Annotated in this window: 16 protein-coding genes and 2 tRNA genes; 12 read left to right on the forward strand and 6 right to left on the reverse strand. The window is 63.4% G+C overall.

Annotated features, from left to right (window positions below):
- Nucleotides 1-2 precede the first annotated feature (2 nt).
- The 3 genes from MRBLMU1_RS26465 to MRBLMU1_RS26475 all read left to right on the forward strand — a co-directional run bounded on the left by MRBLMU1_RS26465 (nucleotide 3) and on the right by MRBLMU1_RS26475 (nucleotide 6,570).
- Nucleotides 3-1,448, forward strand: coding sequence for a sulfatase family protein (locus MRBLMU1_RS26465; protein ID WP_363508103.1), 1,446 nt, complete (start codon nucleotides 3-5; stop codon nucleotides 1,446-1,448).
- A gap of 372 nt (nucleotides 1,449-1,820) precedes the next feature.
- Nucleotides 1,821-3,374 (forward strand): tryptophan halogenase family protein, encoded by a 1,554-nt coding sequence (locus MRBLMU1_RS26470; protein WP_363508106.1) that lies wholly within the window; start codon nucleotides 1,821-1,823, stop codon nucleotides 3,372-3,374.
- A 145-nt stretch (nucleotides 3,375-3,519) separates the two neighbouring features.
- On the forward strand, nucleotides 3,520-6,570 hold the full coding sequence (locus MRBLMU1_RS26475; RefSeq protein WP_363508109.1) for a TonB-dependent receptor: 3,051 nt from the start codon (nucleotides 3,520-3,522) through the stop codon (nucleotides 6,568-6,570).
- 184 nt (nucleotides 6,571-6,754) lie between these two features.
- Here the strand turns inward: MRBLMU1_RS26475 and MRBLMU1_RS26480 are convergent, their stop codons facing one another.
- From MRBLMU1_RS26480 to trxB, 4 genes are all read right to left on the reverse strand, one after another.
- On the reverse strand, nucleotides 6,755-8,488 hold the full coding sequence (locus MRBLMU1_RS26480; RefSeq protein WP_363508112.1) for a rhamnogalacturonan lyase B N-terminal domain-containing protein: 1,734 nt from the start codon (nucleotides 8,486-8,488) through the stop codon (nucleotides 6,755-6,757).
- Nucleotides 8,489-8,619: 131 nt separating this feature from the next.
- A complete protein-coding gene (locus tag MRBLMU1_RS26485) occupies nucleotides 8,620-9,249 on the reverse strand; it encodes a trimeric intracellular cation channel family protein (protein WP_363508115.1) in 630 nt (209 codons plus the stop codon).
- Nucleotides 9,250-9,426: 177 nt separating this feature from the next.
- The gene (locus tag MRBLMU1_RS26490) at nucleotides 9,427-10,098 is read right to left on the reverse strand and encodes a Smr/MutS family protein (protein ID WP_363508117.1); all 672 of its coding nucleotides are present in this window, start codon (nucleotides 10,096-10,098) and stop codon (nucleotides 9,427-9,429) included.
- A gap of 2 nt (nucleotides 10,099-10,100) precedes the next feature.
- Nucleotides 10,101-11,054: a thioredoxin-disulfide reductase gene (trxB, locus tag MRBLMU1_RS26495; protein WP_363508120.1), complete on the reverse strand. Its 954-nt coding sequence runs from the start codon at nucleotides 11,052-11,054 to the stop codon at nucleotides 10,101-10,103.
- 235 nt (nucleotides 11,055-11,289) lie between these two features.
- Here trxB and MRBLMU1_RS26500 point away from each other — a divergent pair, with 235 nt between their 5' ends.
- The 4 genes from MRBLMU1_RS26500 (at nucleotide 11,290) to MRBLMU1_RS26515 (ending at nucleotide 16,542) form a co-directional block, all read left to right on the forward strand.
- On the forward strand, nucleotides 11,290-13,671 hold the full coding sequence (locus tag MRBLMU1_RS26500) for a DNA translocase FtsK (protein WP_414646120.1): 2,382 nt from the start codon (nucleotides 11,290-11,292) through the stop codon (nucleotides 13,669-13,671).
- A gap of 18 nt (nucleotides 13,672-13,689) precedes the next feature.
- Nucleotides 13,690-14,322 (forward strand): outer membrane lipoprotein chaperone LolA, encoded by a 633-nt coding sequence (gene lolA / locus MRBLMU1_RS26505; protein ID WP_363508126.1) that lies wholly within the window; start codon nucleotides 13,690-13,692, stop codon nucleotides 14,320-14,322.
- A gap of 66 nt (nucleotides 14,323-14,388) precedes the next feature.
- Nucleotides 14,389-15,693: a replication-associated recombination protein A gene (locus tag MRBLMU1_RS26510; RefSeq protein WP_363508129.1), complete on the forward strand. Its 1,305-nt coding sequence runs from the start codon at nucleotides 14,389-14,391 to the stop codon at nucleotides 15,691-15,693.
- Between the two features lie 9 nt (nucleotides 15,694-15,702).
- Nucleotides 15,703-16,542, forward strand: coding sequence for an alpha/beta fold hydrolase (locus MRBLMU1_RS26515; protein WP_363508132.1), 840 nt, complete (start codon nucleotides 15,703-15,705; stop codon nucleotides 16,540-16,542).
- Nucleotides 16,543-16,562: 20 nt separating this feature from the next.
- Here the strand turns inward: MRBLMU1_RS26515 and MRBLMU1_RS26520 are convergent, their stop codons facing one another.
- Together MRBLMU1_RS26520 and MRBLMU1_RS26525 are read right to left on the reverse strand one after the other, a co-directional pair.
- Nucleotides 16,563-16,979 (reverse strand): hypothetical protein, encoded by a 417-nt coding sequence (locus tag MRBLMU1_RS26520; RefSeq protein WP_363508135.1) that lies wholly within the window; start codon nucleotides 16,977-16,979, stop codon nucleotides 16,563-16,565.
- Between the two features lie 85 nt (nucleotides 16,980-17,064).
- Nucleotides 17,065-17,388 (reverse strand): DUF2917 domain-containing protein, encoded by a 324-nt coding sequence (locus MRBLMU1_RS26525; RefSeq protein ID WP_363508138.1) that lies wholly within the window; start codon nucleotides 17,386-17,388, stop codon nucleotides 17,065-17,067.
- 189 nt (nucleotides 17,389-17,577) lie between these two features.
- Between MRBLMU1_RS26525 and MRBLMU1_RS26530 the strand changes: the two genes are divergently transcribed.
- The 5 genes from MRBLMU1_RS26530 (at nucleotide 17,578) to MRBLMU1_RS26550 (ending at nucleotide 21,319) form a co-directional block, all read left to right on the forward strand.
- Nucleotides 17,578-19,023, forward strand: a complete 1,446-nt coding sequence (locus MRBLMU1_RS26530; RefSeq protein ID WP_363508141.1) for a PLP-dependent aminotransferase family protein — start codon at nucleotides 17,578-17,580, stop codon at nucleotides 19,021-19,023.
- A gap of 152 nt (nucleotides 19,024-19,175) precedes the next feature.
- Complete coding sequence (locus tag MRBLMU1_RS26535) at nucleotides 19,176-19,382, forward strand: hypothetical protein (RefSeq protein WP_363508143.1); 207 nt, start codon at nucleotides 19,176-19,178, stop codon at nucleotides 19,380-19,382.
- 103 nt (nucleotides 19,383-19,485) lie between these two features.
- Nucleotides 19,486-20,775 carry a serine--tRNA ligase gene (gene serS, locus MRBLMU1_RS26540; RefSeq protein ID WP_363508146.1) on the forward strand — a complete coding sequence of 430 codons (1,290 nt, stop codon included), beginning with the start codon at nucleotides 19,486-19,488 and terminating at the stop codon, nucleotides 20,773-20,775.
- Between the two features lie 68 nt (nucleotides 20,776-20,843).
- Nucleotides 20,844-20,933: transfer RNA gene (locus MRBLMU1_RS26545), tRNA-Ser, on the forward strand.
- A gap of 296 nt (nucleotides 20,934-21,229) precedes the next feature.
- Nucleotides 21,230-21,319: transfer RNA gene (locus MRBLMU1_RS26550), tRNA-Ser, on the forward strand.
- The last annotated feature ends 111 nt before the right edge of the window (nucleotides 21,320-21,430 follow it).

The raw sequence follows: 21,430 nt of genomic DNA on the forward strand, positions 1-21,430 counted from the left end.
CAATGACCGACAAAACCAACACCACCATCAAGCAGGCCGATAGCACCCGCCGCCGCATCCTGAAAACCTTGCCGGCGCTGGCGCTGGCCGGCTATGTGCCGGGCGCTTTGGCCGCAAGCAAACAGCAGCCGAATATCATTTTCATCCTGGCCGACGACCTCGGCCACGCCGACCTGGGCGCCTACGGCCAGACCGACATCAAGACGCCGCACCTCGACCGCCTCGCCGCGCAGGGCCTGCGCTTCACCCAGGCCTACGCCAACTCGGCGGTGTGCTCGGCCACGCGTTTCGCGTTGATCACCGGCCGCTACCAGTACCGCCTGCGCGGCGGCCTGGAGGAACCGATCGCCGGCGCCTCCGACACCATCGGCCTGCCGCGCACGCATCCGACCCTGCCGTCGCTGCTGCGGAAAAACGGCTACGGCACCGCGTTGATCGGCAAGTGGCACTTGGGCTCCCTGCCGAACTTCGGTCCAATCAAAAGCGGCTACGACAGCTTCTTCGGCAACTACGGCGGCGCCATCGACTACTTCACGCACAAGCCGGGCGTCGGCCCGAACGTCAAGGAGGACCTGTACGAGGACGAGGTGCCGGTGCACCAGATCGGCTATTACACCGATCTGCTGGGCGCGCGCGCGGTCGACTTCGTCAATAGGCAAAAGGAGGGCAAGCCATTCCTGCTGTCGCTGCATTACACGGCGCCCCACTGGCCGTGGGAAGGTCCTGGCGACGAGGCGATCTCGCGCGACATCGACAACATCTTCCACTACGACGGCGGCGATCTGGCCACCTACGGCCGCATGGTCGAATCGCTGGACGCGTCGATCGGCCGTGTGCTCAAGGCGCTGGAGGACAAGGGCCTGGCCGAGAACACCATCGTCATCTTCACCAGCGACAACGGCGGCGAACGGTTCTCCAAGAACTGGCCGCTGTCCGGGCAAAAGACCGAGCTGCTCGAGGGCGGCATCCGCGTGCCGGCCATCGTGCGCTGGCCCGGCAAGATCGCGGCGGGGCAGGTGACCGACCAGGTCGCCGTCAGCATGGACTGGCTGCCGACCTTGCTCGCGGCGGCCGGCGGCGCGCCCGATCCGGCCTATCCGCCGGACGGCCAGAATTTGCTGCCGACCTTGCTGGGCCAGGCCAAGCCGCGCGAGCGCACGGTGCTGTGGCGCTACAAGGCCAACGCCCAGCGCGCCATCCGCTCGGGCGACTGGAAGTATCTGAAAATCGGCGGCAACGAGTTTTTGTTTGACGTCGTCAAGGACCAGCGCGAGCGCGCCAACCTGGCCAAGCGCCATCCCGAGGTGTTCGCGCGATTGAAGGCGCAATGGGAGGCGTGGGACAAGGAAATGTTGCCGATTACAGCCGATGTGCGCACCCACGGCGTTAGTGGGAATGTGCAGGCCGATCGCTATGGCGTTCCGCCGGGAGGGCGAATTACCGACTGATATTCAGTTGGTTTTGCCGACTAAAATTCACTCATCCCCGCCTTGGCGGGGATTTTCTTTTGTGGGGTGTTGTTTAGCTTTTGCGGTTAAACAGCGACATTTACGACAGAATTATTTGTTCGTCGCTCGCATTAATGTTAATTTGTGATGGACAAGCAGCAATTGCGGGTTATAAAAAAACAATGCGGGAGACAAACAAATTGAGAACGCCACAGAAGACGGCCAGTGCCAGGGCCGTGGTCCAACTCGCCCTTGATTGCGGGGCATATACATTAGCCGCCGCTGTTTCGTCCCAAAATGAAAACGTTGTCATAGTTAGTCCATTTTGAACAAATCCCAGGCATACGCGCAAAAACAATGACCGGAGGCGAGATGGACAACAATGACACGCATGGCGGCGCGATCCGCAGGATCGTCATCGTAGGCGGGGGCACCGCCGGCTGGATGGCGGCCGCCCCGCTAGCCCAGCGCCTGGCGCGGCACCCCACCCAGCCCTGCGAAGTGATCCTGGTGGAATCGCCCGAGATCGGCACCATCGGCGTCGGCGAGGCGACCCTGCCGACGATCCGCATCTACAACGAGGCACTGGGCCTGGACTTTGCCGATTTCATCAGCAAGACCCAGGCCAGCTTCAAGCTGGGCATCGAATTCAAGGACTGGGGCCACGTCGGTAACCGCTTTTTCCACGCCTTTGGCGATTTCGGCCCGGCGCTGGCCGGCGTCGACGCGCACCATCACTGGCTGCGTCTGGCGCAGGCGTTTGCCAACATGCCGGACATGGAGAATTGGTCGATGCCCTCGGTCATGGCGCGCCACGGCAAGTTCATCCCGCCGAGCGGGGAAACGCCCGGCCTGACCGACGCCTATTCGTACGGTTTCCATTTCGATGCCAGCCTGTACGCCGGGTATCTGCGCGATTACGCCGTGGCGCGCGGCGCCCGCCGCATCGAAGGCATGATCGTCGATGTCGAGCAGCATCCGGAGAGCGGCTTCGTCACCGCCGTCAAGCTGCGCGACGGCCGCCGCGTCGAAGGCGACCTGTTCATCGACTGCTCGGGTTTCCGCGGCCTGTTGATCGAGGGCGCGCTGAAGGCGGGTTACGAGGACTGGAGCGCCTATCTGCCCTGCAACAGCGCGCAGGCCGTGCCGTGCGCCTCGGTTCCGCAACTGACGCCCTACACCCGTTCCACCGCCAAGGAAGCCGGCTGGCTCTGGCGCATCCCGCTGCAGCACCGTACCGGCAACGGCCACGTCTACAGCAACGGCTTCACCAGCGACGAGCGGGCGCGTAGCGTCCTGCTCGAGGGCCTCGACGGCGCCGCCCTCGACGAGCCGCGCCAGCTGCGCTTCGTCACTGGTCGGCGGCGCAAGTCCTGGGTCAAGAACGTGGTCGCGATCGGCCTGTCGGCTGGCTTCGTCGAGCCGCTCGAATCGACCAGCATCAACCTGATCGAGATCGCGGTGCGCAAGCTGCTCGAACTGTTCCCGGACCGCGATTGCAGTCCGGCGCTGGCCGACGAATTCAACCGCGTCATGGGCATGCGTTACGAATCGGTGCGCGACTTCATCGTCCTGCACTACAAGCTGACCAGGCGCGACGATTCGGAATTCTGGCGCTACTGCGCCAACATGGCGGTCCCGGACGCGCTGCGCCACCAGATCGAGCTGTTCCGCGAGACCGGGCGCGTGGCGATCGTCGATCGCGGCGGCTTCGCCGAGCCCTCGTTCGTGGCGATGATGATGGGCCTGGGCGTGGTGCCGAAGCGTTACGACCCGCTGGCCGACCGCGTCGACATCCGCGCCGTGCACGGCCATTTCGCCGAACTGCGCGACCTGATCGCGCGGGCGGTGGCGCGGTTGCCGGATCACGGCGCCTATGTCGCGGGCCAGGCGGCGGCGGGCGTTTCATCGCTGGCGGCCGCCTGACATGTGTTATTTCATCACCAAACTTAGGGAGGCATAAACTTTTCAGAGAGCACTTATAAAGAGACCGGTACCAGTATCAGGACGCAACACTGTAGCGTTATGACTTGTAAATATAAAAACCACCTATATAGGCGGGGAGACGAAATTGAGCAAATTACAAAAAACCGCAATCGCCGCGGCGGTCGCACAGGTTGTCCTGCTGCACGCCAGCCCGGCATGGGCCCAAGCAGCTGACGGCGCCAGCGCCGCACCTGCCGTCGTTGTGGTGAGCGGCCAGCGGGCCGCCCTGCAATCGGCGCAAAAACTCAAACAGGAAGCCGACGAGGTCGTCGACTCGATCGTCGCCGAGGACATCGGCAAGCTGCCCGACCGTTCGGTCACCGAGGTGCTGCAGCGTATCGCCGGCGTCACCATCGACCGCAACATGGCGGGCGACCCGAACCGCCAGTCGGTCGAGGGCTCCGGCGTGTCCGTGCGCGGCCTGACCTACGTGCGTTCGGAAATCAACGGCCGCGATGCGTTTTCCGCCGGTGGCGGCCGCTCGCTCGGCTTCTCCGACGTGTCGCCGGAGCTGATGGCCGGAGTCGATGTCTACAAGAATCCGTCCGCCGAGCAGGTCGAAGGCGCCATCGCCGGCCTGGTCAATCTGCGCACCGCCATGCCGTTCGACTACAAGGGCTTCAAGGGGACGGCGGGCTTCTCCGAATCCTATTCCACGCTGCGCGAGGGCAAACCTTCGCCGACCAGCACCATCCTGCTGTCGAACCGCTGGAACACGCCGTTCGGCGAAGTCGGCGCGCTGGTCAATTTCGCCAAGGCCGAGAGCCCGAGCCGCTCGGACGGCGTGGGTGTCGATCCGTACTTCCCGCACGTGAATTCCACCGATCCGGCGCTGTACGACCGCTCCAAGACGCAATGGATACCGATGGGCGTCGGCTATCGCTCGCAGGACTTCGAACGTACCCGCCGCGGCGATTACGCGGCGCTGCAGTGGAAGCCGAACAAGGACTTGACGGCCGCGCTGACCTATTTCAAGACCCACTACAAGGAAGACCTCGACGAGCACGTGGTGGCCTCGTCCGAGGACAAGTGGTATCAGCAGGTTGCCAGCAGCAACTCGGTGTTCGACAAAAACGGCGCCTTCCAGAGCGGCACGATCTCGAACCCCACGTATAAAGGTTCGCCGTTCAACAGCTCGCAGCGTATCAACACGCGTGAATCCGAGACCCGCGACACCTCGCTCAACGTCCAATGGCGCATCACGCCGGACCTGACCTGGACCAACGACTTCCAGCATGTGCATTCGACCACCGAAGGCTTCGACGCCGACGTGTCGACCGGCTTCATCCTGCCGGACCAGACCATGGACATGACCGGCAAGGTACCGCAGATCGGCCTCGGTTCGGCCGCCTACATGGCCGACCCGAAAAACTACTACTGGGCTTATACCCAGGAAGCGCTGGACCGCGCCTCGGCCAACCAGAAAGCGTGGAAATCGGACGTCAAGTTCTCGTTCGACGACCCGGTGCTGCGCGACATCCGCTTTGGCGTCCGCATGGCCAACCGCGAAGGCGTGAACCACAAGGCCCAGAAGTTCTACAACTGGTCGGCGATCACCTTCCCGTGGATGGAAGGCTGGCAGATCCCGGGCGTGGCCCGCCTGAGCGATCCGCGCTTCGCCGGCGGCTCTTCGCTGCAGACGATGGATAACTTCTTCGGCGGCAAATACAACATCCCGCCGATGCTGTTCGCCGACGAGGCCACCGTGCGCGGCTTCCCCGACCAATGGAGCAAGATCCACGCGTACCACGACGTGCTGTGCGCCGAGCAAGGTTCGACCTGCGATCCGTGGAAACCGGCGACCTTCAACGACCCGGCCGCCAACAACACGCAGACCGAGAAGACCCGCGCCGCGTACACGCAGCTGCGCTTCGGCTGGGATAACCTCAAGTACCCGATCGACGGCAACATCGGCATCCGCTACGTGAAGACGACGGGCGCCGGCAGCGGTTATGTTTCGTTCACGCGGCCGAGCCTCCCCACCGCCGGCAACAGCGGCGTCGTCCCGACCGGCCAGGGCAATCTGATCGACATCGCATCGTTCGCGGAACAGCAGACGGTCAACAATTCGTACGACAACTGGCTGCCTAGCCTGAACCTGCGCATGAAGGCCACCGACCAGCTGCAGTTCCGCTTCGCGGTGGCCAAGTCGCTGTCGCGTCCGGACTTCAACCAGCTCCAGGTGCAGACGACGCTCAACGCCCAGCACAGCCAGACGGTCACCCGTGACGCGGCGGGCAACACCACCGCCATCCGCTTCGACGGCACCAGCCTGAGCGGCACCAGCGACGGCAATCCGCTGCTCAAGCCGACCACGTCGACCAACGTCGACCTGACCGCCGAGTGGTACTTCGCCAAGGCCGGTTCGCTGACGTTCTCGGCGTTCAACAAGGACCTCAAGGACATCATCACGACCAAGAACTACAGCTACAACGCGGTCGACGTGAACGGCAAGGCGCAGCAGTTCGTGGTCACCGGTCCGGTCAACGGCGCCAACGGCTTTGCCCGCGGTTTCGAGATCGCCCACCAGCAGTACTATGATTTCGTACCGGACTGGCTGCGCGGCATCGGCAGTCAGGCAAGCTGGACTTATGTGTCGAGCGAGCGCAAGCTGAAAGAACCGGTGTTTAACGCATGGTGCCAGGGCAACGACGCGTCGACCAACTTCAACCTGTTCATCAACGGCTGCGATACCGATGGACGCGCGTTCGGCAAGACCCCGTTGCAGGGCCTGTCGCGCCACACGGTCAACCTGGCGCTGATGTACGAAGCGCACGGCTTGTCGATGCGGGTGGCCTACAACTGGCGCTCGCGTTACTTGCTGGGCGTGACCCAGTGGGGCAGCCGCGGCAACAACGGCCTGAACACGAATCCGGCCGCCCCTGCGGACAAGTACCTGATACCGACGACCAACAACGACCAGGCCTTTGGCCTGCCGCTGTACCAGGCCGGCTATGGCCAGGTGGACGCGTCGATCTTCTATGACTTCACTGACAAGTTCCGCATCGGTATCCTGGGGACCAACCTGACGAACACCTACACGCGTCAGATCATGGAGCAGCATGCGGGCGACTTCACCCGCCAGGTCTTCATGAGCGGCCCGCGCTACACCGTGCAGGCAACTTACGCGTTCTGATCGAGTCGTCATCCTCGATCCGCCGGCGGGGACGCTCTCCACGCCGGCGATCTTTTCCCGCCCGGGCCCGTCCCGCGCGGGATTTTTTTTACCCCGTACTGCCATGCAGGGTCGTACCCCGTACGGGGTACGACCCTTAAGTGGCGCAGCCAGCGTATCGCTAAACGCATGCGGGGTTGGGGGGCTATGGCGCCGGAATCATGTCGACCGCGTCCCACGCGTAGCCCGGGCTCAGCCAGCCCGTGCTGGTGGTGCCGCTAATCGCCGTCAACGTCACCGTGTTCTGTCCGACCACCAGCGCGCTGGCCGGAATGTCGAAACTGAAGGTGGTGTTGTTGCCGCGGTAGATGCCGACCGTGAGGGTGCGCGTCTTCGGCTGGGTTGACGCGGCCGGGTTGGCCGACGACCAATTGTTGACCGCGATCTTGGGCCGGCCGCCGGCCGTGGCGACCGTGATCCCCGCGCGCAAGGTGTAGTTCCTGATCTGGCTTGCAGTCAGGTTAAAGCGGATCACCGTGTTGTTGTTGATGTCCTTCCACTGGTAGGCGGGGAAGCCGGTCGCCGCGTTCGATGCGCCGATCACGTAGTCCGGCACCGTCCACGCGGCCATGCGCACATCCGACGGATGCATCGTGCTGACCTTGCCGCCGTTGATGAACTCCTTCGGCGTGCCGTCCCAGTCGCCGATGCGCCACAGCGCGGCCGTGTTGCTTGGGTCGTTGGCGATGGTGATCGTGTTGAGCGTGGCCATGCCGCCGGCCGTGACGGTGACGCTGCGGGTATCGACCGCCAGCTCGTTCTTGTAGATCGTCATCGTGTAGGTGCCGGGGATCATGCCCCGGCTGTCGAAGTGGCCGTTGGCCGCGTCGGCGTCGACCCAGTACTGCGCGGTGGCGTTGGCGAAGCCGACCGTGTAGGTGTAGGCGGTGTCGCGGTTGCCGATGCCGACGCCGGCCACGCCGCCGCGTGCGCCGGCCGGCACGTAGCCGGTCATGCCCATGCCGGCGAACCACGACGTGTCGGGCGTGGCCGGGGCGCCGCCGCCGGTGAAGCTCATCGTGTAGGTGTTGAGGATGCCGGGGCGGAAGGCCTCGGTCTGGCCTTCGCCGTAGTTGATGATGTAGGTCAGTTCCTGGTTGGTGGAGGTGGCCTGGTTGATCAGGCTGCGGTAGAACGGACCGCCCGAATTGCCTTCGTTGTTGTCGCGCACCATCCACAGGCCGACGCCGGGGCCGGTGGCGCCGAAGTAGCGCCAATCCTTCAGGCGGATGTTGGAGTAGTGCTTGGAGCGCGTCTCGCCGTTGGCCATGCCGAACACGTCGCCGGACTCGATGGCGCCGGTGTTGTTGCGGATGTCGGACGGCACCGGCCCGTTCGGCAGCACGGCGATCGGCACGCGCACGATGAAGCGCGCCAGTCCCAGGGTGCTCGGTTCGGTGGTGAAGTAGGTGCCCATGTAGATGTTGGGCTGGCCCCGGCGCGCCAAATAATAGTGTGTCAGGTCGCCGGCCGTGACGGTGATCTTGATGGTGTCGGCGCCTACCGTGGTGGCGCTGACGTTGACCGCCGACACGCCCGTGTACAGGTAGTCGAAGCCCGAATTGAGCTGCGAGCCGCGCGACTGGTCCTGGTACTGCACGCCGTTGTAGATCATCGAGGCGATGTCGCCGGCAGACTGCGTGCTGACGCCGTTGTCGGTGCGGCGGATTTTGAAGACCAGGCCGGCGCCGGTGTCGATGGTGTAGAAGTTGGCGTCCTCGGTCAGGCCGAACGAGTCAGCGGCGGCCGTCGAGACGACGGTGTCGGCGTGGAGGCGGTTGGCGTTGGTGGTGCTGGTGTCGGCCGAGCCGCCGCCGCAACCGGCGAGCAGGGTCAGCGCCGCCGCGCCGGCGAGGGCGCGCAGTGTGGTGTGGTCCAATTGTGTCTCCCGAATGTTGTAGATGTTGTTTGGACGCGCCGGCACGCTGCGACCATAGTCGATTTTCGGGAGGGGCAGGTCAACAGCGTTCGTGCAACAATGGCAAATAAATCACCTTGTTGAGCAGTCGCTTAGTGGCGTCCGATACGCAAGTCGAACTTCCACGTCACCAGGCGCAGGGTGGTGATGAAGGTGGCGCTGGCCCACAGCGCGTAGTCGTCGGAGACGCTGGTGTACTGCAGGCCGATATACATCCAGCAGCCGAAGAAGGCGCAGATGGCGTACGGTTTGCCGTCGCGGAAGACCATCGGCACCTCGTTGCAGACGATGTCGCGCAGCACGCCGCCGAAGATACCGGTGATCACGCCCATCATCGAGGCGATGAACAGCGGCATGCCGGCCGCCTGCGCCTGCGACACGCCGGCCACGGCGAACAGGCCGAGGCCGATGGCGTCGGCGATGACGATCAGGCGTTCGGAGAGGATTTGGCGCAGGGTGCGCATCAGCGGCACGGCGATCAGCGCCAGCACGAAGATGAGGATCGCGTATTCCTGGTGCATGACCCAGAACAGCGGCCGGCGGTCGAGCAGGATGTCGCGCAAGGTGCCGCCACCGAAGGCGGTGATGAAGGCGACGGTGAAAACGCCGACCAGGTCCATGCGCTTGCGGCGCGCCTCGACGAAGCCGGAGAAGGCGCCGACCAGGATAGCCACGATTTCGATGACGGTGATCAGGGAAACGTGGACGGGAACTGGCTTCATGTAGGCATGCGGACAAAGTGGGAATGTCCGTAGGTTAACATGCCGCAACAGTTACGTGTGAGCCACTTGGGGCGCGGGATGGGGCGTGATTTAACCCGCACCCCCATGCGGGGTCGTACCCCGACGGGGTACGACCCCTAAGTGGTAACGCTGGCGTGGTGGTGAATGCTGGCGGGTTTACAGCCGCTCGGGCCGCAACGCGGCGCGCAACAACACGATCAACGCGCCTTCGCCGCCCTCGGACGGACGCGCCTGGCAGAAGGCGACCACTTCCTCCTTCTGCACCAGCCAGCTGTGCACCATCGATTTGAGCACCGGCTCCTGGCTCTTCGAACCGAACCCGCGCCCGTGGATCACGCACACGCACCGGTGGTTGCGCATCGCGGACTTGCGCAGGAAATCGCCGATGGCGTCGCGCGCGGCGTCGCGCCGCAGGCCGTGCAAATCCAGCTCGTCCTGCACCGGCCAGTGCCCCTTGCGCATTTTCTTGACGATGTCCGGTCCCACGCCCGGCGCCGCATAATTCAACGCCGGGTCTTCCTCCAGATAATGATCGACTTCAAACAGGTCCGACAGCGACTCGCGCAGCACGGCCGCGTCGTCCTCCGCCTGCGTCAGCTTGCGCGCCGGCGCGGCGGCGGGGCCGGCCGACTTCGGCAGCGACGGCACGTAACGGTCCGACACCGGCATGCGCTTGACGCCGCCCACGCTGGATTGGAAGATATTCGCCTCCACTGCCTGCGTCTTTTCCCGTTTGACGCGCTCGGCCTCGGCGGCCGCGCGCGTCTCGGCCTGTTCCTTGAGCTGTTTGCCCAGGGTTTTCAGGTCGGCGAAGTCTTTCAGACCCACAGTTACTCCTGCGCTTCCAGATAACGCTGCGCGTCCAGGGCCGCCATGCAACCGGTGCCGGCGCTGGTGATCGCCTGACGGTAGATGTGGTCCTGCACGTCGCCGGCGGCGAACACGCCCGGCGCGCTGGTGGCGGTGAACATGCCCTCGGTGCCGGCCTTGGTCTTGATGTAGCCGTTGTGCATGTCCAGCTGGCCTTCGAAGATGCCGGTGTTTGGCTTGTGGCCGATCGCCACGAACAGGCCGTGGACGGTGATGTCGGTGACGGCGCCGGTGTCGGTCGACTGGATCTTCAAGCCGGTGACGCCGCTGTCGTTGCCGACCACTTCCTGCAAGGTGTGGTTGTACTTGATCTCGATCTTGCCTTCGGCGACCTTGGCGTTCAGGCGGTCGATCAGGATCGGCTCGGCGCGGAACTTGTTGCGACGGTGGATCAGGGTGACCTTGGTGGCGATGTTCGACAGGTACAGCGCTTCCTCGACGGCGGTGTTGCCGCCGCCGATGACGGCCACTTCCTGGCCGCGGTAGAAGAAACCGTCGCAGGTGGCGCAGGCCGACACGCCTTTACCCATGAAAGCCTGTTCCGACGGCAGACCCAGATACTGGGCCGAGGCGCCGGTGGCGATGATCAAGGTGTCGCAGGTGTATTCGTTGCTGTCGCCCTTGAGGCGGATCGGACGCGCGGCCAGGTCGACGGTGTGGATGTGGTCGAACACGATCTCGGTGTTGAACTTTTCCGCGTGTTGCAGCAGGCGCTGCATCAGGTCCGGGCCTTGCACGCCCATCGGGTCGCCCGGCCAGTTTTCCACGTCCGTGGTGGTCATCAGCTGGCCGCCTTGCTCCATGCCGGTGACCAGCATCGGGTTCAGGTTGGCTCGGGCGGCGTAGACGGCGGCACTGTAGCCGGCGGGACCGGAGCCAAGGATCAGTACGCGGGCGTGTTTAGGAGTGGTCATGGAGGGCTTCTTAATATATGTTGGATTAATCCGAATTTGGGGGCGTTTAGAGTGGAGGCAAGGGCGGCCGTGCGAGTTGCCACCCGCCGCCGCCATTGCATTCACGCAGGCAATACAAGATTATAGTGCAAGCAGGCGAAGAGGATGAATCGTCGGGCCGGTTGATGCTGCTTTGCCGTAAAATACGCATATATGAATATTTCCTCCTCGCTAACGTTGCAACACCTTAATACCTATGAGCAGTAAAAAAGTTCAGGAGCGAGCGCCAAAAGCTGGAACTTCCTCCTCGCCGGGCTATACCCGCACCCCGACCATGCGCCAACCGCTGCCGAACCGGCTGGTGCGGCTGCTGTCGGAGGCGCGCTGGCTCGCGCTGGCGGTGCTGGGCCTGTATTTCGTTCTGATACTGGCCAGCTACAACAAAATGGACCCGGGCTGGTCGCACGAGACGCTGGTCCCCAAAGTCACCAATCTGGGCGGCCGCGCCGGCGCCTGGCTGTCCGACTTGTTGTTGTATATTTTCGGCATTTCCGCCTGGTGGTGGGCGTTTTGCCTGCTGCGCCTGGTCTGGAACGGCTACCGCCAGTTGACCCAAAAATACGTGCTGTCGAAGGAATCCGACCCCGAGCACGCGCAGGAGGGGCTGATACGCGCCATCGGCTTCCTGCTGCTGTTCGCCGGCAGCGTCGGGCTTGAATACCTGCGCATGTACTCGCTGCACGCGGAATTGCCGCGCGCGCCGGGCGGCGTGCTGGGCGAGCTCATCGGTCATTCCGCCCATGTGGCGTTCGGCTTCACCGGCGCGACCTTGCTGTTGCTGCTGCTGTTCGGCCTTGGCTTCAGCCTGTTCTTCCATGTGTCGTGGCTGGCCGTCGCCGAGCGTATCGGTTACACGATCGAGACCGGCATCGAGTGGTTCATCCAGCGCTACCAGTACCGCGAAGACCGCCGCCAGGGCGAAGTGGCCGCCGTCAAGCGCGAGGAAGTGGTCGTTATCGAGCGCGCCAAGCATGTGGAAAAACACGTGGTGTCGGCGCCGGTCAAGATCGAGCCGCAGGTGGTCGCCGTGGTCAAATCGGAGCGCGTCGAGAAGGAACGCCAGGCCGTGCTGTTCCAGGACTTGAGCGGCGACAGCCAGCTGCCGGCCCTGTCGCTGCTGGACGAGGCCGCCGAGGTGCTGGAAACCGTGCCGGTCGAGACCCTGGAGTTCACCAGCCGCCTGATCGAGAAAAAACTGTCGGACTTCGGCGTCGAAGCCAAGGTGGTGGCGGCCTATCCGGGCCCGGTGGTCACGCGTTACGAGATCGAACCGGCCACCGGCGTCAAGGGCAGCCAGATCGTCGGCCTGGCGCGCGACCTGGCGCGCTCGCTGTCGCTGACGTCGATCCGCGTGGTCGAAACCATCCCCGGCAAGAACTACATGGCGCTGGAGCTGCCGAACGCCAAGCGCCAGATCGTGCGCCTCTCCGAGATCGTCGGTTCCAAAGTCTATAACGACAATCCGTCGCCGCTGACCGTGGCGCTGGGCAAGGACATCGCCGGCAAGGCCGTCGTGGCCGACCTGGCCAAGATGCCGCACTTGCTGGTCGCCGGTACCACCGGTTCCGGTAAGTCGGTGGGCATCAACGCCACCATCCTGTCGCTGCTGTACAAATCCGATCCGGCCGACGTGCGCATGATCCTGATCGATCCGAAGATGCTGGAGATGTCGGTGTACGAAGGCATTCCGCACCTGCTGGCGCCGGTCGTGACCGACATGCGCCAGGCCGGGCACGCGCTGAACTGGGCCGTGAACGAGATGGAACGCCGCTACAAGCTGATGTCCAAGCTGGGCGTGCGTAACCTGGCCGGCTACAACGCCAAGATCGCCGAGGCCAAGAAGCGCGAGGAACTGATCCCGAATCCGTTCAGCCTCACGCCCGATTCGCCGGAGCCGCTGGAAAAACTGCCGACCATCGTCATCATCATCGACGAGCTGGCCGACCTGATGATGGTCGTCGGCAAAAAGGTAGAGGAATTGATCGCCCGTATCGCGCAAAAGGCGCGCGCGGCCGGTCTGCACTTGATTCTGGCGACGCAGCGTCCATCTGTGGATGTGATCACCGGCTTGATCAAGGCGAACATCCCGACCCGTATCGCGTTCCAGGTGTCGTCGAAGATCGACTCGCGCACCATTCTCGACCAGATGGGCGCCGAGGCGCTGCTGGGCATGGGTGACATGCTGTACATGCCGCCGGGTACCGGCCTGCCGGTGCGGGTCCACGGCGCCTTCGTCTCCGACGACGAGGTGCACCGGGTGGTCAAGCACCTCAAGACCACGGGCGAGCCGAACTACATCGACGGCATCCTCGAGGGCGGCACGCTGGAAGGCGAGGGCGGCGCCGACGGCGCGGGCGCCGGCGAAGGCGGCGGCGAGGCCGATCCGATGTACGACCAGGCGGTGCAGGTGGTGTTGAAGAACCGCCGCGCCTCGATTTCGCTGGTGCAGCGCCATTTGCGCATCGGCTATAACCGCGCGGCGCGTTTGCTGGAACAGATGGAAAATAGCGGTGTCGTGTCGCCGATGCAATCGAACGGCAACCGCGAGATCCTGGCGCCCGCCGCCAGTGCTGAATAACCAAGGAATAGATAACGTATGAAGTATTTGAAAAACGTAGCGGCACTGGCCGCCGGCTTGCTGCTGGCCGGCGCGGCCGGCGCCACGGCGCTGGACCAGTTCAAAACCTTCGTCGCCTCGACCAAGGCGGCCAAGGGCGAGTTCACCCAGCGCCAGGTCAAGAACACCAACGGCGAGGCCGCCAAGCCGACGCCGCCGTCGAGCGGCACCTTCCTGTTCGCCCGTCCGGGCAAGTTCATCTGGACGTACGTGAAACCCTACGACCAGGTGCTGCAGGCCGACGGCGAAAAACTCTACATCTTCGACAAGGACCTGAACCAGGTCACCGTCAAACAGTTGGGCAACGCGCTGGGCTCGTCGCCGGCCGCGATCCTGTTCGGCAGCAACGATCTGGAAAAGAACTTCACCTTGTCGGAAGCGGGCACCAGGGACGGCATGGAATGGCTCAAGGCCGTGCCGAAGGCCAAGGACACCAGCTTCGAGCAGATCAGCATCGGCCTGCGCGACGGCTTGCCGCAAGCGATGGAGCTGAAGGATTCCTTCGGCCAGACCTCGCTGCTGACGTTCAGCAAATTCGAGAAAAACCCCGCGCTGACCGCGACGAGTTTTAAATTCGTCATGCCGAAGGGCGCGGACGTGTTCAATAATTAAAGATTAAAGCATGCAGCGATAACGCCGCGGCTGCGACGCTGCGGCGTTTTTCCATTCCGAGACACTATGGCTGACCTATTTGCAACAGAACCGCGCCAGCCGCTCGCCGAAGCACTGCGGCCCAAGACGCTCGATGACGTCATCGGCCAGCACCATTTGCTGGGGCCGGGCAAACCGCTGCGCCTGGCGTTCGAGTCGGGCCAGCCGCATTCGATGATTCTTTGGGGGCCGCCCGGCGTCGGCAAGACGACGCTGGCGCGGCTGACCGCCAACGCCTTCGAGTGCGAGTTCATCGCCTTGTCGGCCGTGTTCTCGGGCGTGAAGGACATCCGCGCCGCGATGGAGCAGGCGCAGCAGAATCTGACGATGGGCAAGCACACCATCCTGTTCGTCGACGAGATCCACCGCTTCAACAAGTCGCAGCAGGACGCCTTGCTGCCGTACGCCGAATCCGGCCTGGTCACGTTGATCGGCGCGACGACGGAGAATCCTTCGTTCGAGGTCAATTCGGCGCTGCTGTCGCGGGCGCAGGTCTATGTGCTGCAATCGTTCAACGAGGACGAGTTGAAGCAGTTGGTCGCCAAGGCGCGCGCCAAGGTGCTGGCGCACCTGGAATTCGACGACGCCGCCATCGACACGCTGATCGGCTATGCCGACGGCGATGGCCGCCGCCTGCTCAACCTGCTGGAGCAAACCAGCACGGCGGCCAACGCGGCCAAGACCAACAAGGTCACCAGCGAGTTCATCCAGAACGCGCTGACCCTGAACGCGCGCCGCTTCGACAAGGGCGGCGACAATTTCTACGACCAGATCTCTGCCTTGCACAAGTCGGTGCGCGGCTCGAACCCGGACGCGGCGCTGTACTGGCTGTGCCGCATGCTCGACGGCGGCGCCGACGCCAAGTACCTGTCGCGCCGCATCGTACGCATGGCCTGGGAGGACATCGGCCTGGCCGATCCACGCGCCATGCAACTGGCCAACGACGCCGCCGCCACCTTCGAGCGGCTCGGCTCGCCGGAAGGAGAACTGGCGCTGGGGCAGGCGGTGATCTACCTGGCGATCGCCGCCAAGAGCAACGCCGGCTACAACGCCTTCAACCAGGCGATGGCGTTCGTGAAAAAGGACAAGTCGCGCGAAGTGCCGGTGCACCTGCGCAACGCGCCGACCAAGCTGATGAAGGAACTGGGCTACGGTCACGAGTACCGCTACGCCCACGACGAACCGCACGCCTACGCGGCCGGCGAGACCTACTTCCCGGACGATATGCGCGAGCCGGGCTGGTATCAGCCGGTGCCGCGCGGCATGGAGAGCAAGATCGCCGACAAGATGGCCTTCCTGCGCAAGCTCGATGAAGACGCCGGTAAAAACTAAAGGAACAGCATGCAACAACTGATGGTGGTCGACGACATCGACGTGTATATCGAAGGCGGCGTGGAGGGTTCCGAGACGATCATCATGATCCACGGCTGGCCGGACACGCACCGGCTGTGGGATGCGCAGGTCGAGGAGCTCAAGAGCCGCTATCGCTGCGTGCGCTTCACCTTGCCGGGCTTCGACATCGGCAAGCCGCGCCGCTCGTACTCGCTCGACGCGACGATGCGCATCCTGTTGCACATCGTCGCCGCCGTCAACCAGAAGCAGAAGGTGATCCTGATGCTGCACGACTGGGGCTGCGTGTTCGGCTATGAGTTTTATATGCGTAACAAGGGGCTGGTGTCGGCGATCGTCGGCGTCGATATCGGCGACGCCAATTCGGACGCCACCGACCGCTCGCGCACCTTCGGACAGAAGATGATGGTCAGCGGCTATCAGAACATCCTGTCGCTGGCGTGGGCGATCGGCGGACCGATCGGCAACATGATCACGCGCGGAATGGTCAACGCGATGAAGGTGCCGGCGCCGAAAGAGTACATCAGCTCGGCGATGAACTTCCCGTATTACATATTGACGGCGGGCGCGGCGGGATCGTACAGGACGCTGGTGCCGTTCTTCCCGAAGGTGCCGATGCTGTTCATCTACGGCACGCGCAAGCCGTTCATGTTCCACTCGACGCAGTGGCGCGACAAGCTGGCGGCGAAGGAGGATTGCAAGGTGGTGGCGATGAGCACGGACCACTGGCCGATGGTGCGCGATCCGGAGGGGTTCAACGCGGTGGTGCTGGAGTGGCTGGAAAAGCCGGCCGCAAAAGAAGAAGCCGCCGGTGAGGACGCGGCGGCTTAAGCTTAAGTTGCTATCAAATATTAACGCAACTTGATCGGCTTGTAATACGGCGCGAACGGTGGCGCCGGCAACTGCACGCCGGCATACGCGTCGCGGAAGCACGCGGCCTTGCGGTTCTCGACGTCGGTGGTGCTCTTCACCACTTTGCCGGACGCATCCAGGGTCAACACGATCACCACCGGATACTTGGACAGGTCATGGCAATTGCCTTTCTCGTCCAGCTTTTTCGCGTTGTTATAGTTCAGCGAAACCTCTTCGTACTTGGTCGCCTTGTCGTTCGGGAACTGCTTGTTGAACTTGTCCATTTCAGCGGCGAAGTTCGGGTTGGCAGGTGGCGGCGCCTCGTCGGCTGGCGGACCGCCACCGAGCGTCGAGCAACCTGCGGCCAGAACCATCAATGCGCTCATCGCGCCCATCTTCAGATATTGATTTTTCAAATTATTCTCCTCGGGGCTGTATTGTTGACGCATTGTACATATTTCGAGGAGTGCGGGGCGCACGATTAGTTGCGTAGGTGAAATCCTACAGATGCAGACCGGAAAGTACTGTGGCAACTTTGCGCTGTAAGCCCCGCCAGCCCGGCGGCAGCGCCGTTTGCGCGGGCAGACGGATGCGCACCACGCCCGCGCCGGCCGCCTCGATCAGCATCAGGCCGTCGTTCGGCACCTCGAACGTCAGCCCCCGCCGCAGCATGAAATCGGTGTGCTCGCCGTAGGCGGTGATCCAGGCCGTGCCGTCCAGGCATTCGATGCGCTGGCCGGCCGCGTTGGCGATGCGCAGTGGATGATCCTGGGTCAAACGATATTCGGCCAAGCCTTGTTTTACGGTGACCAGTTGCGGTTTCATGGTTGCTCCTGCGCGCTGAGTTATAGGTGTTACGTGATGCCACCAGAATACGCAGCGGCGCCCGGCCATAACAGATGCAGCGAATCGAAATTGTTACCATCACAGAGGCGATTTGGCTAAACTGTTATGGTCAAAATGATTGCTCGCTGTACCTGTCGGCCGAGGGTGGGGCTGGGCCACAATATCGAAATGCACATCAATTTGTACGAGCAGCTTGCCAACGAACTGGGCGGATTGATCGCCAGCCGCGTTTTCGCGCCCGGCGACCGGTTGCCGTCGATCCGCCATCTGGCGCAGCAGAAGCGCCTGTCGGTCAGCACCGTCATGCAGGCGCTACGGCTGATCGAGGATCGCGGCCTGATCGAGGCCAGGCCGCAGGCGGGGTATTACGTGCGTCACCGTTCACGGACGATGGCGGTGATGACCGACGCCGCGCATCTTCAGGAGCCGGCCTATGTCGGCATCAACAACTTGCTGATGCGGGTGCTCAAGGCCAACGAGGACCCGGACATTGTGCAGCTGGGCTCGGCCTGGCCGCTCGACGAGCTGCTGCCGATGAAGCGCATGCAGAAGATCGTGGCGGCGGTGGCGCGGCGCGACTCCGCGCTGCTGAGCTCTGTCAGCTGCTACGAAACCAATCACCCCGAATTCACCCGCCAGATCCTGCGGCGGGCGCTGGACTGGGGCCGCCTGGACCCGGCCGAGATCGTCGTCACCACCTCCTGCACCGAAGCGATCAGCCTGTGCCTGCGCGCCGTCGCCAAGCCCGGCGATACCGTCGCGATCGAATCGGCCAGCTACTTCGTGCTGCTGCAGCTGATCGAATCGCTGGGCATGAAGGCGCTGGAGATTCCCACCCACCCGAAGACCGGGCCGTCGATCGACGCGCTCGAGCTGGCGATGAACGCCGGCCTGGTACAGGCCGTGCTGTTCGTCCCGAACGCCAACAATCCGCTCGGCTGCATCATGCCGGAGACGAACAAGAAGCGGCTGGCGGGTTTGCTGTCGCAGCACAACGTGCCGCTGATCGAGGATGACGTGTACGGCGAGCTGTGCTTCACGCCGGAGCGGCCGTGGCCGGTCAAGGCGTACGACACCAGCGGCCACGTCATGCTGTGTTCGTCCTTTTCGAAGGCGGTCAGCCCCGGCGCGCGCGTCGGCTACGTGCTGGCCGGGCGCTACGCGCAGGACGTGGCGGTGCTCAAGATGGTGTCGAGCGGCGCCACCAGCCACTTCTTCCAGGCCGTGCTGGCCGAGTTCCTGACCGGCAGCGCTTATGAGAACCAGCTGCGCAAGATGAGAAGGGCGCTGTCGCAGCGCATCGCCCGCATGTCGGACGCGATTTGCGCCTCGTTCCCGCAGCAGTGCACGGTGTCGGAGCCGCAGGGCGGCTTCGTGGTGTGGGTCAGCATGCCGGAGCAGGTCGACGCGCTGGTGCTGCACCAGCGCGCACACGAGGCGGGGGTGGCTTGCATGCCGGGGCAGTTGTTCTCCGCGTCTGGCAAGTACGGCAACTTTGTCCGGCTCAACTGTGGCAATGCGTGGAGTCCGCAGGTGGAGGCCGCCGTGTCCAAACTTGGCGCGCTGGTGCACAGCCTCGCCGACGAGGCGCCAGCGCTGCGCAGCGCCGCCTGAGTTTTCCGGATATCTCCAATTTTTGCACTTCATCCGCCGTTTCCGGCGCTTCGTCGCATCCCGATGGTTTCGCATAGGCCCTTTAGGTACAGTACAACCATACCAAAGCGGCAGACATAAGTCGGCCGAAACCACCACCCCAGGGAGCTATCATGAACATCGCTAAAAACATGGAAATCATCTTCGTCACCGTCGCCGTCATCGCCGGCGCCACCACCTTCGCCACCGCCGCCGACGCACCGGCGATCATGGTCGCCGCCGACACGCGCGTCGCCCAGGTCGCCACCGTCAACGCCGACATGCCGGTCGTCACCGTGACCGCCAAGCGCCTGACCGCCGCCGAAAAAGCCGCGCTGTAATCCAGCGGGCGGTCGCACCAGCCGGCGGGCTGCTCAAAACTCGCAAGGAAGTGGCATCCTCTTGGTACAATTGACGTTTTCGATACAAACGGCACTTGTCCCCATGATTGATATCCAACTTCTCCGCAAAGATATAGCCAACGTCGCCGCGCGCCTGGCGACCCGCAAGTACCAGCTCGACGTGGAAGCGTTCAACGCCCTCGAAGCTGAACGGAAAGCGATCCAGACGCGCACCGAAGAGCTGCAGGGCAAGCGTAATTCGCAGTCCAAGCTGATCGGCATGATGAAGGGCAAGGGCGAAGACACGACGGCGATCATGGCCGAAGTGGCCGGCCTGGGCGACGAGCTCAAGGCCAACGAAACCGCGCTGTCGGCGGTGCAGGCCAAGCTGGCCGATTTCATGCAGGCGATCCCGAACCTGCCGCACGAATCGGTGCCGCAAGGCACGGATGAAACGGGCAACGTGGAAGTGCGCAAGGTCGGCACGCCGCGCACGTTCGACTTCGAAGTGAAAGATCACGTCGACGTCGGCGCGCCGCTGGGGCTGGACTTCGAAGTGGCCACCAAGCTGACCGGCACGCGCTTCTCGGTCATGAAAGGCGGCATCGCCCGTCTGCACCGCGCGCTGGCGCAGTTCATGCTGAACACCCACATCGACGAGCACGGCTATACCGAATGCTACACGCCCTACATGGTCAACGCCGACTCGCTGCGCGGCACCGGCCAGCTGCCGAAGTTTGAAGCCGACCTGTTCTCGGTCAAAAAAGGCGGCGTCGAAGGCGAGGGCGAGACTTTCTATCTGATCCCGACGTCGGAAGTGTCGCTGACCAACATCGTGCGCGACGAGATCGTCGCCGCCGATACCTTGCCGCTGAAGATGACCGCGCACACGCCGTGCTTCCGCTCGGAAGCGGGCAGCTACGGCCGCGACACGCGCGGCATGATCCGCCAGCACCAGTTCGACAAGGTCGAAATGGTGCAGGTCGTGCATCCGGACACCTCGTACGCGGTGCTGGACGAGATGGTCGGCCACGCCGAAACGATCTTGCAGCGCCTGGGCCTGCCGTACCGCGTGATGTCGCTGTGCACCGGCGACATGGGCTTCGGCGCCACCAAGACCTTCGATCTGGAAGTGTGGCTGCCGGCGCAGAACACCTACCGCGAAATTTCGTCGCTGTCGAACTGCGAAGCGTTCCAGGCGCGCCGCATGCAGGCGCGTTTCCGCAACGCCCAGGGCAAGCCGGAGCTGCTGCATACGCTCAACGGTTCGGGCCTGGCGGTGGGACGCACCCTGGTCGCCGTGTTGGAAAATTATCAGCAGGCCGACGGCAGCGTCGAGATCCCGGCAGTGCTGCGTCCGTACATGGGCGGGCTGACGCATCTGAAAGCGTAAAAATAGTCCTTCCCTTTTCGCCGAGGGCTGCTATAATCTTGCCTTCTCGCAGCAGTGACGCGGGAAAAGGAGAGGTGGCAGAGTGGTCGAATGTACTTGACTCGAAATCAAGCGTACGTTAAATCGTACCGTGGGTTCGAATCCCACCCTCTCCGCCAGTATTTAGAAAAACCCGCTTCGGCGGGTTTTTTGTTTTGCGGAGAGGAGCGAGCGCAGCTCGCGCGTGGGATTCGAAGACTCGCGCGTACTCGCGCGAGGGCGGCCTGCGGGATGTAGGCGAATCCCACCCTCTCCGCCAGTATTTAGAAGAACCCGCTTCGGCGGGTTTTTTGTTTTGCGAAGCGTATCGCGCGCGTGATGCGAAGACTCGCGCGTGAATTATATTTGCGGGGCTTCCGTCTTCCTTTGTTGCCTGCTATAATCTTGCCTTCGTCGACCCGGCGTAGCAACACCAGGAGAGGTGGCAGAGTGGTCGAATGTACTTGACTCGAAATCAAGCGTACGTTAAATCGTACCGTGGGTTCGAATCCCACCCTCTCCGCCATGATTGAATAAAAAAGCTCCCGCAAGGGAGCTTTTTTATTTTCCGGACAGCAGAGGAGTGAGCTTCGTGACGAGCTCTTACAATGTCTCGGCCCCAAGTGAATTCGCAAAG

The sequence above is a fragment of the Burkholderia sp. LMU1-1-1.1 genome (assembly GCF_040675865.1).
Classification (GTDB): Bacteria; Pseudomonadota; Gammaproteobacteria; order Burkholderiales; family Burkholderiaceae_D; genus Rugamonas.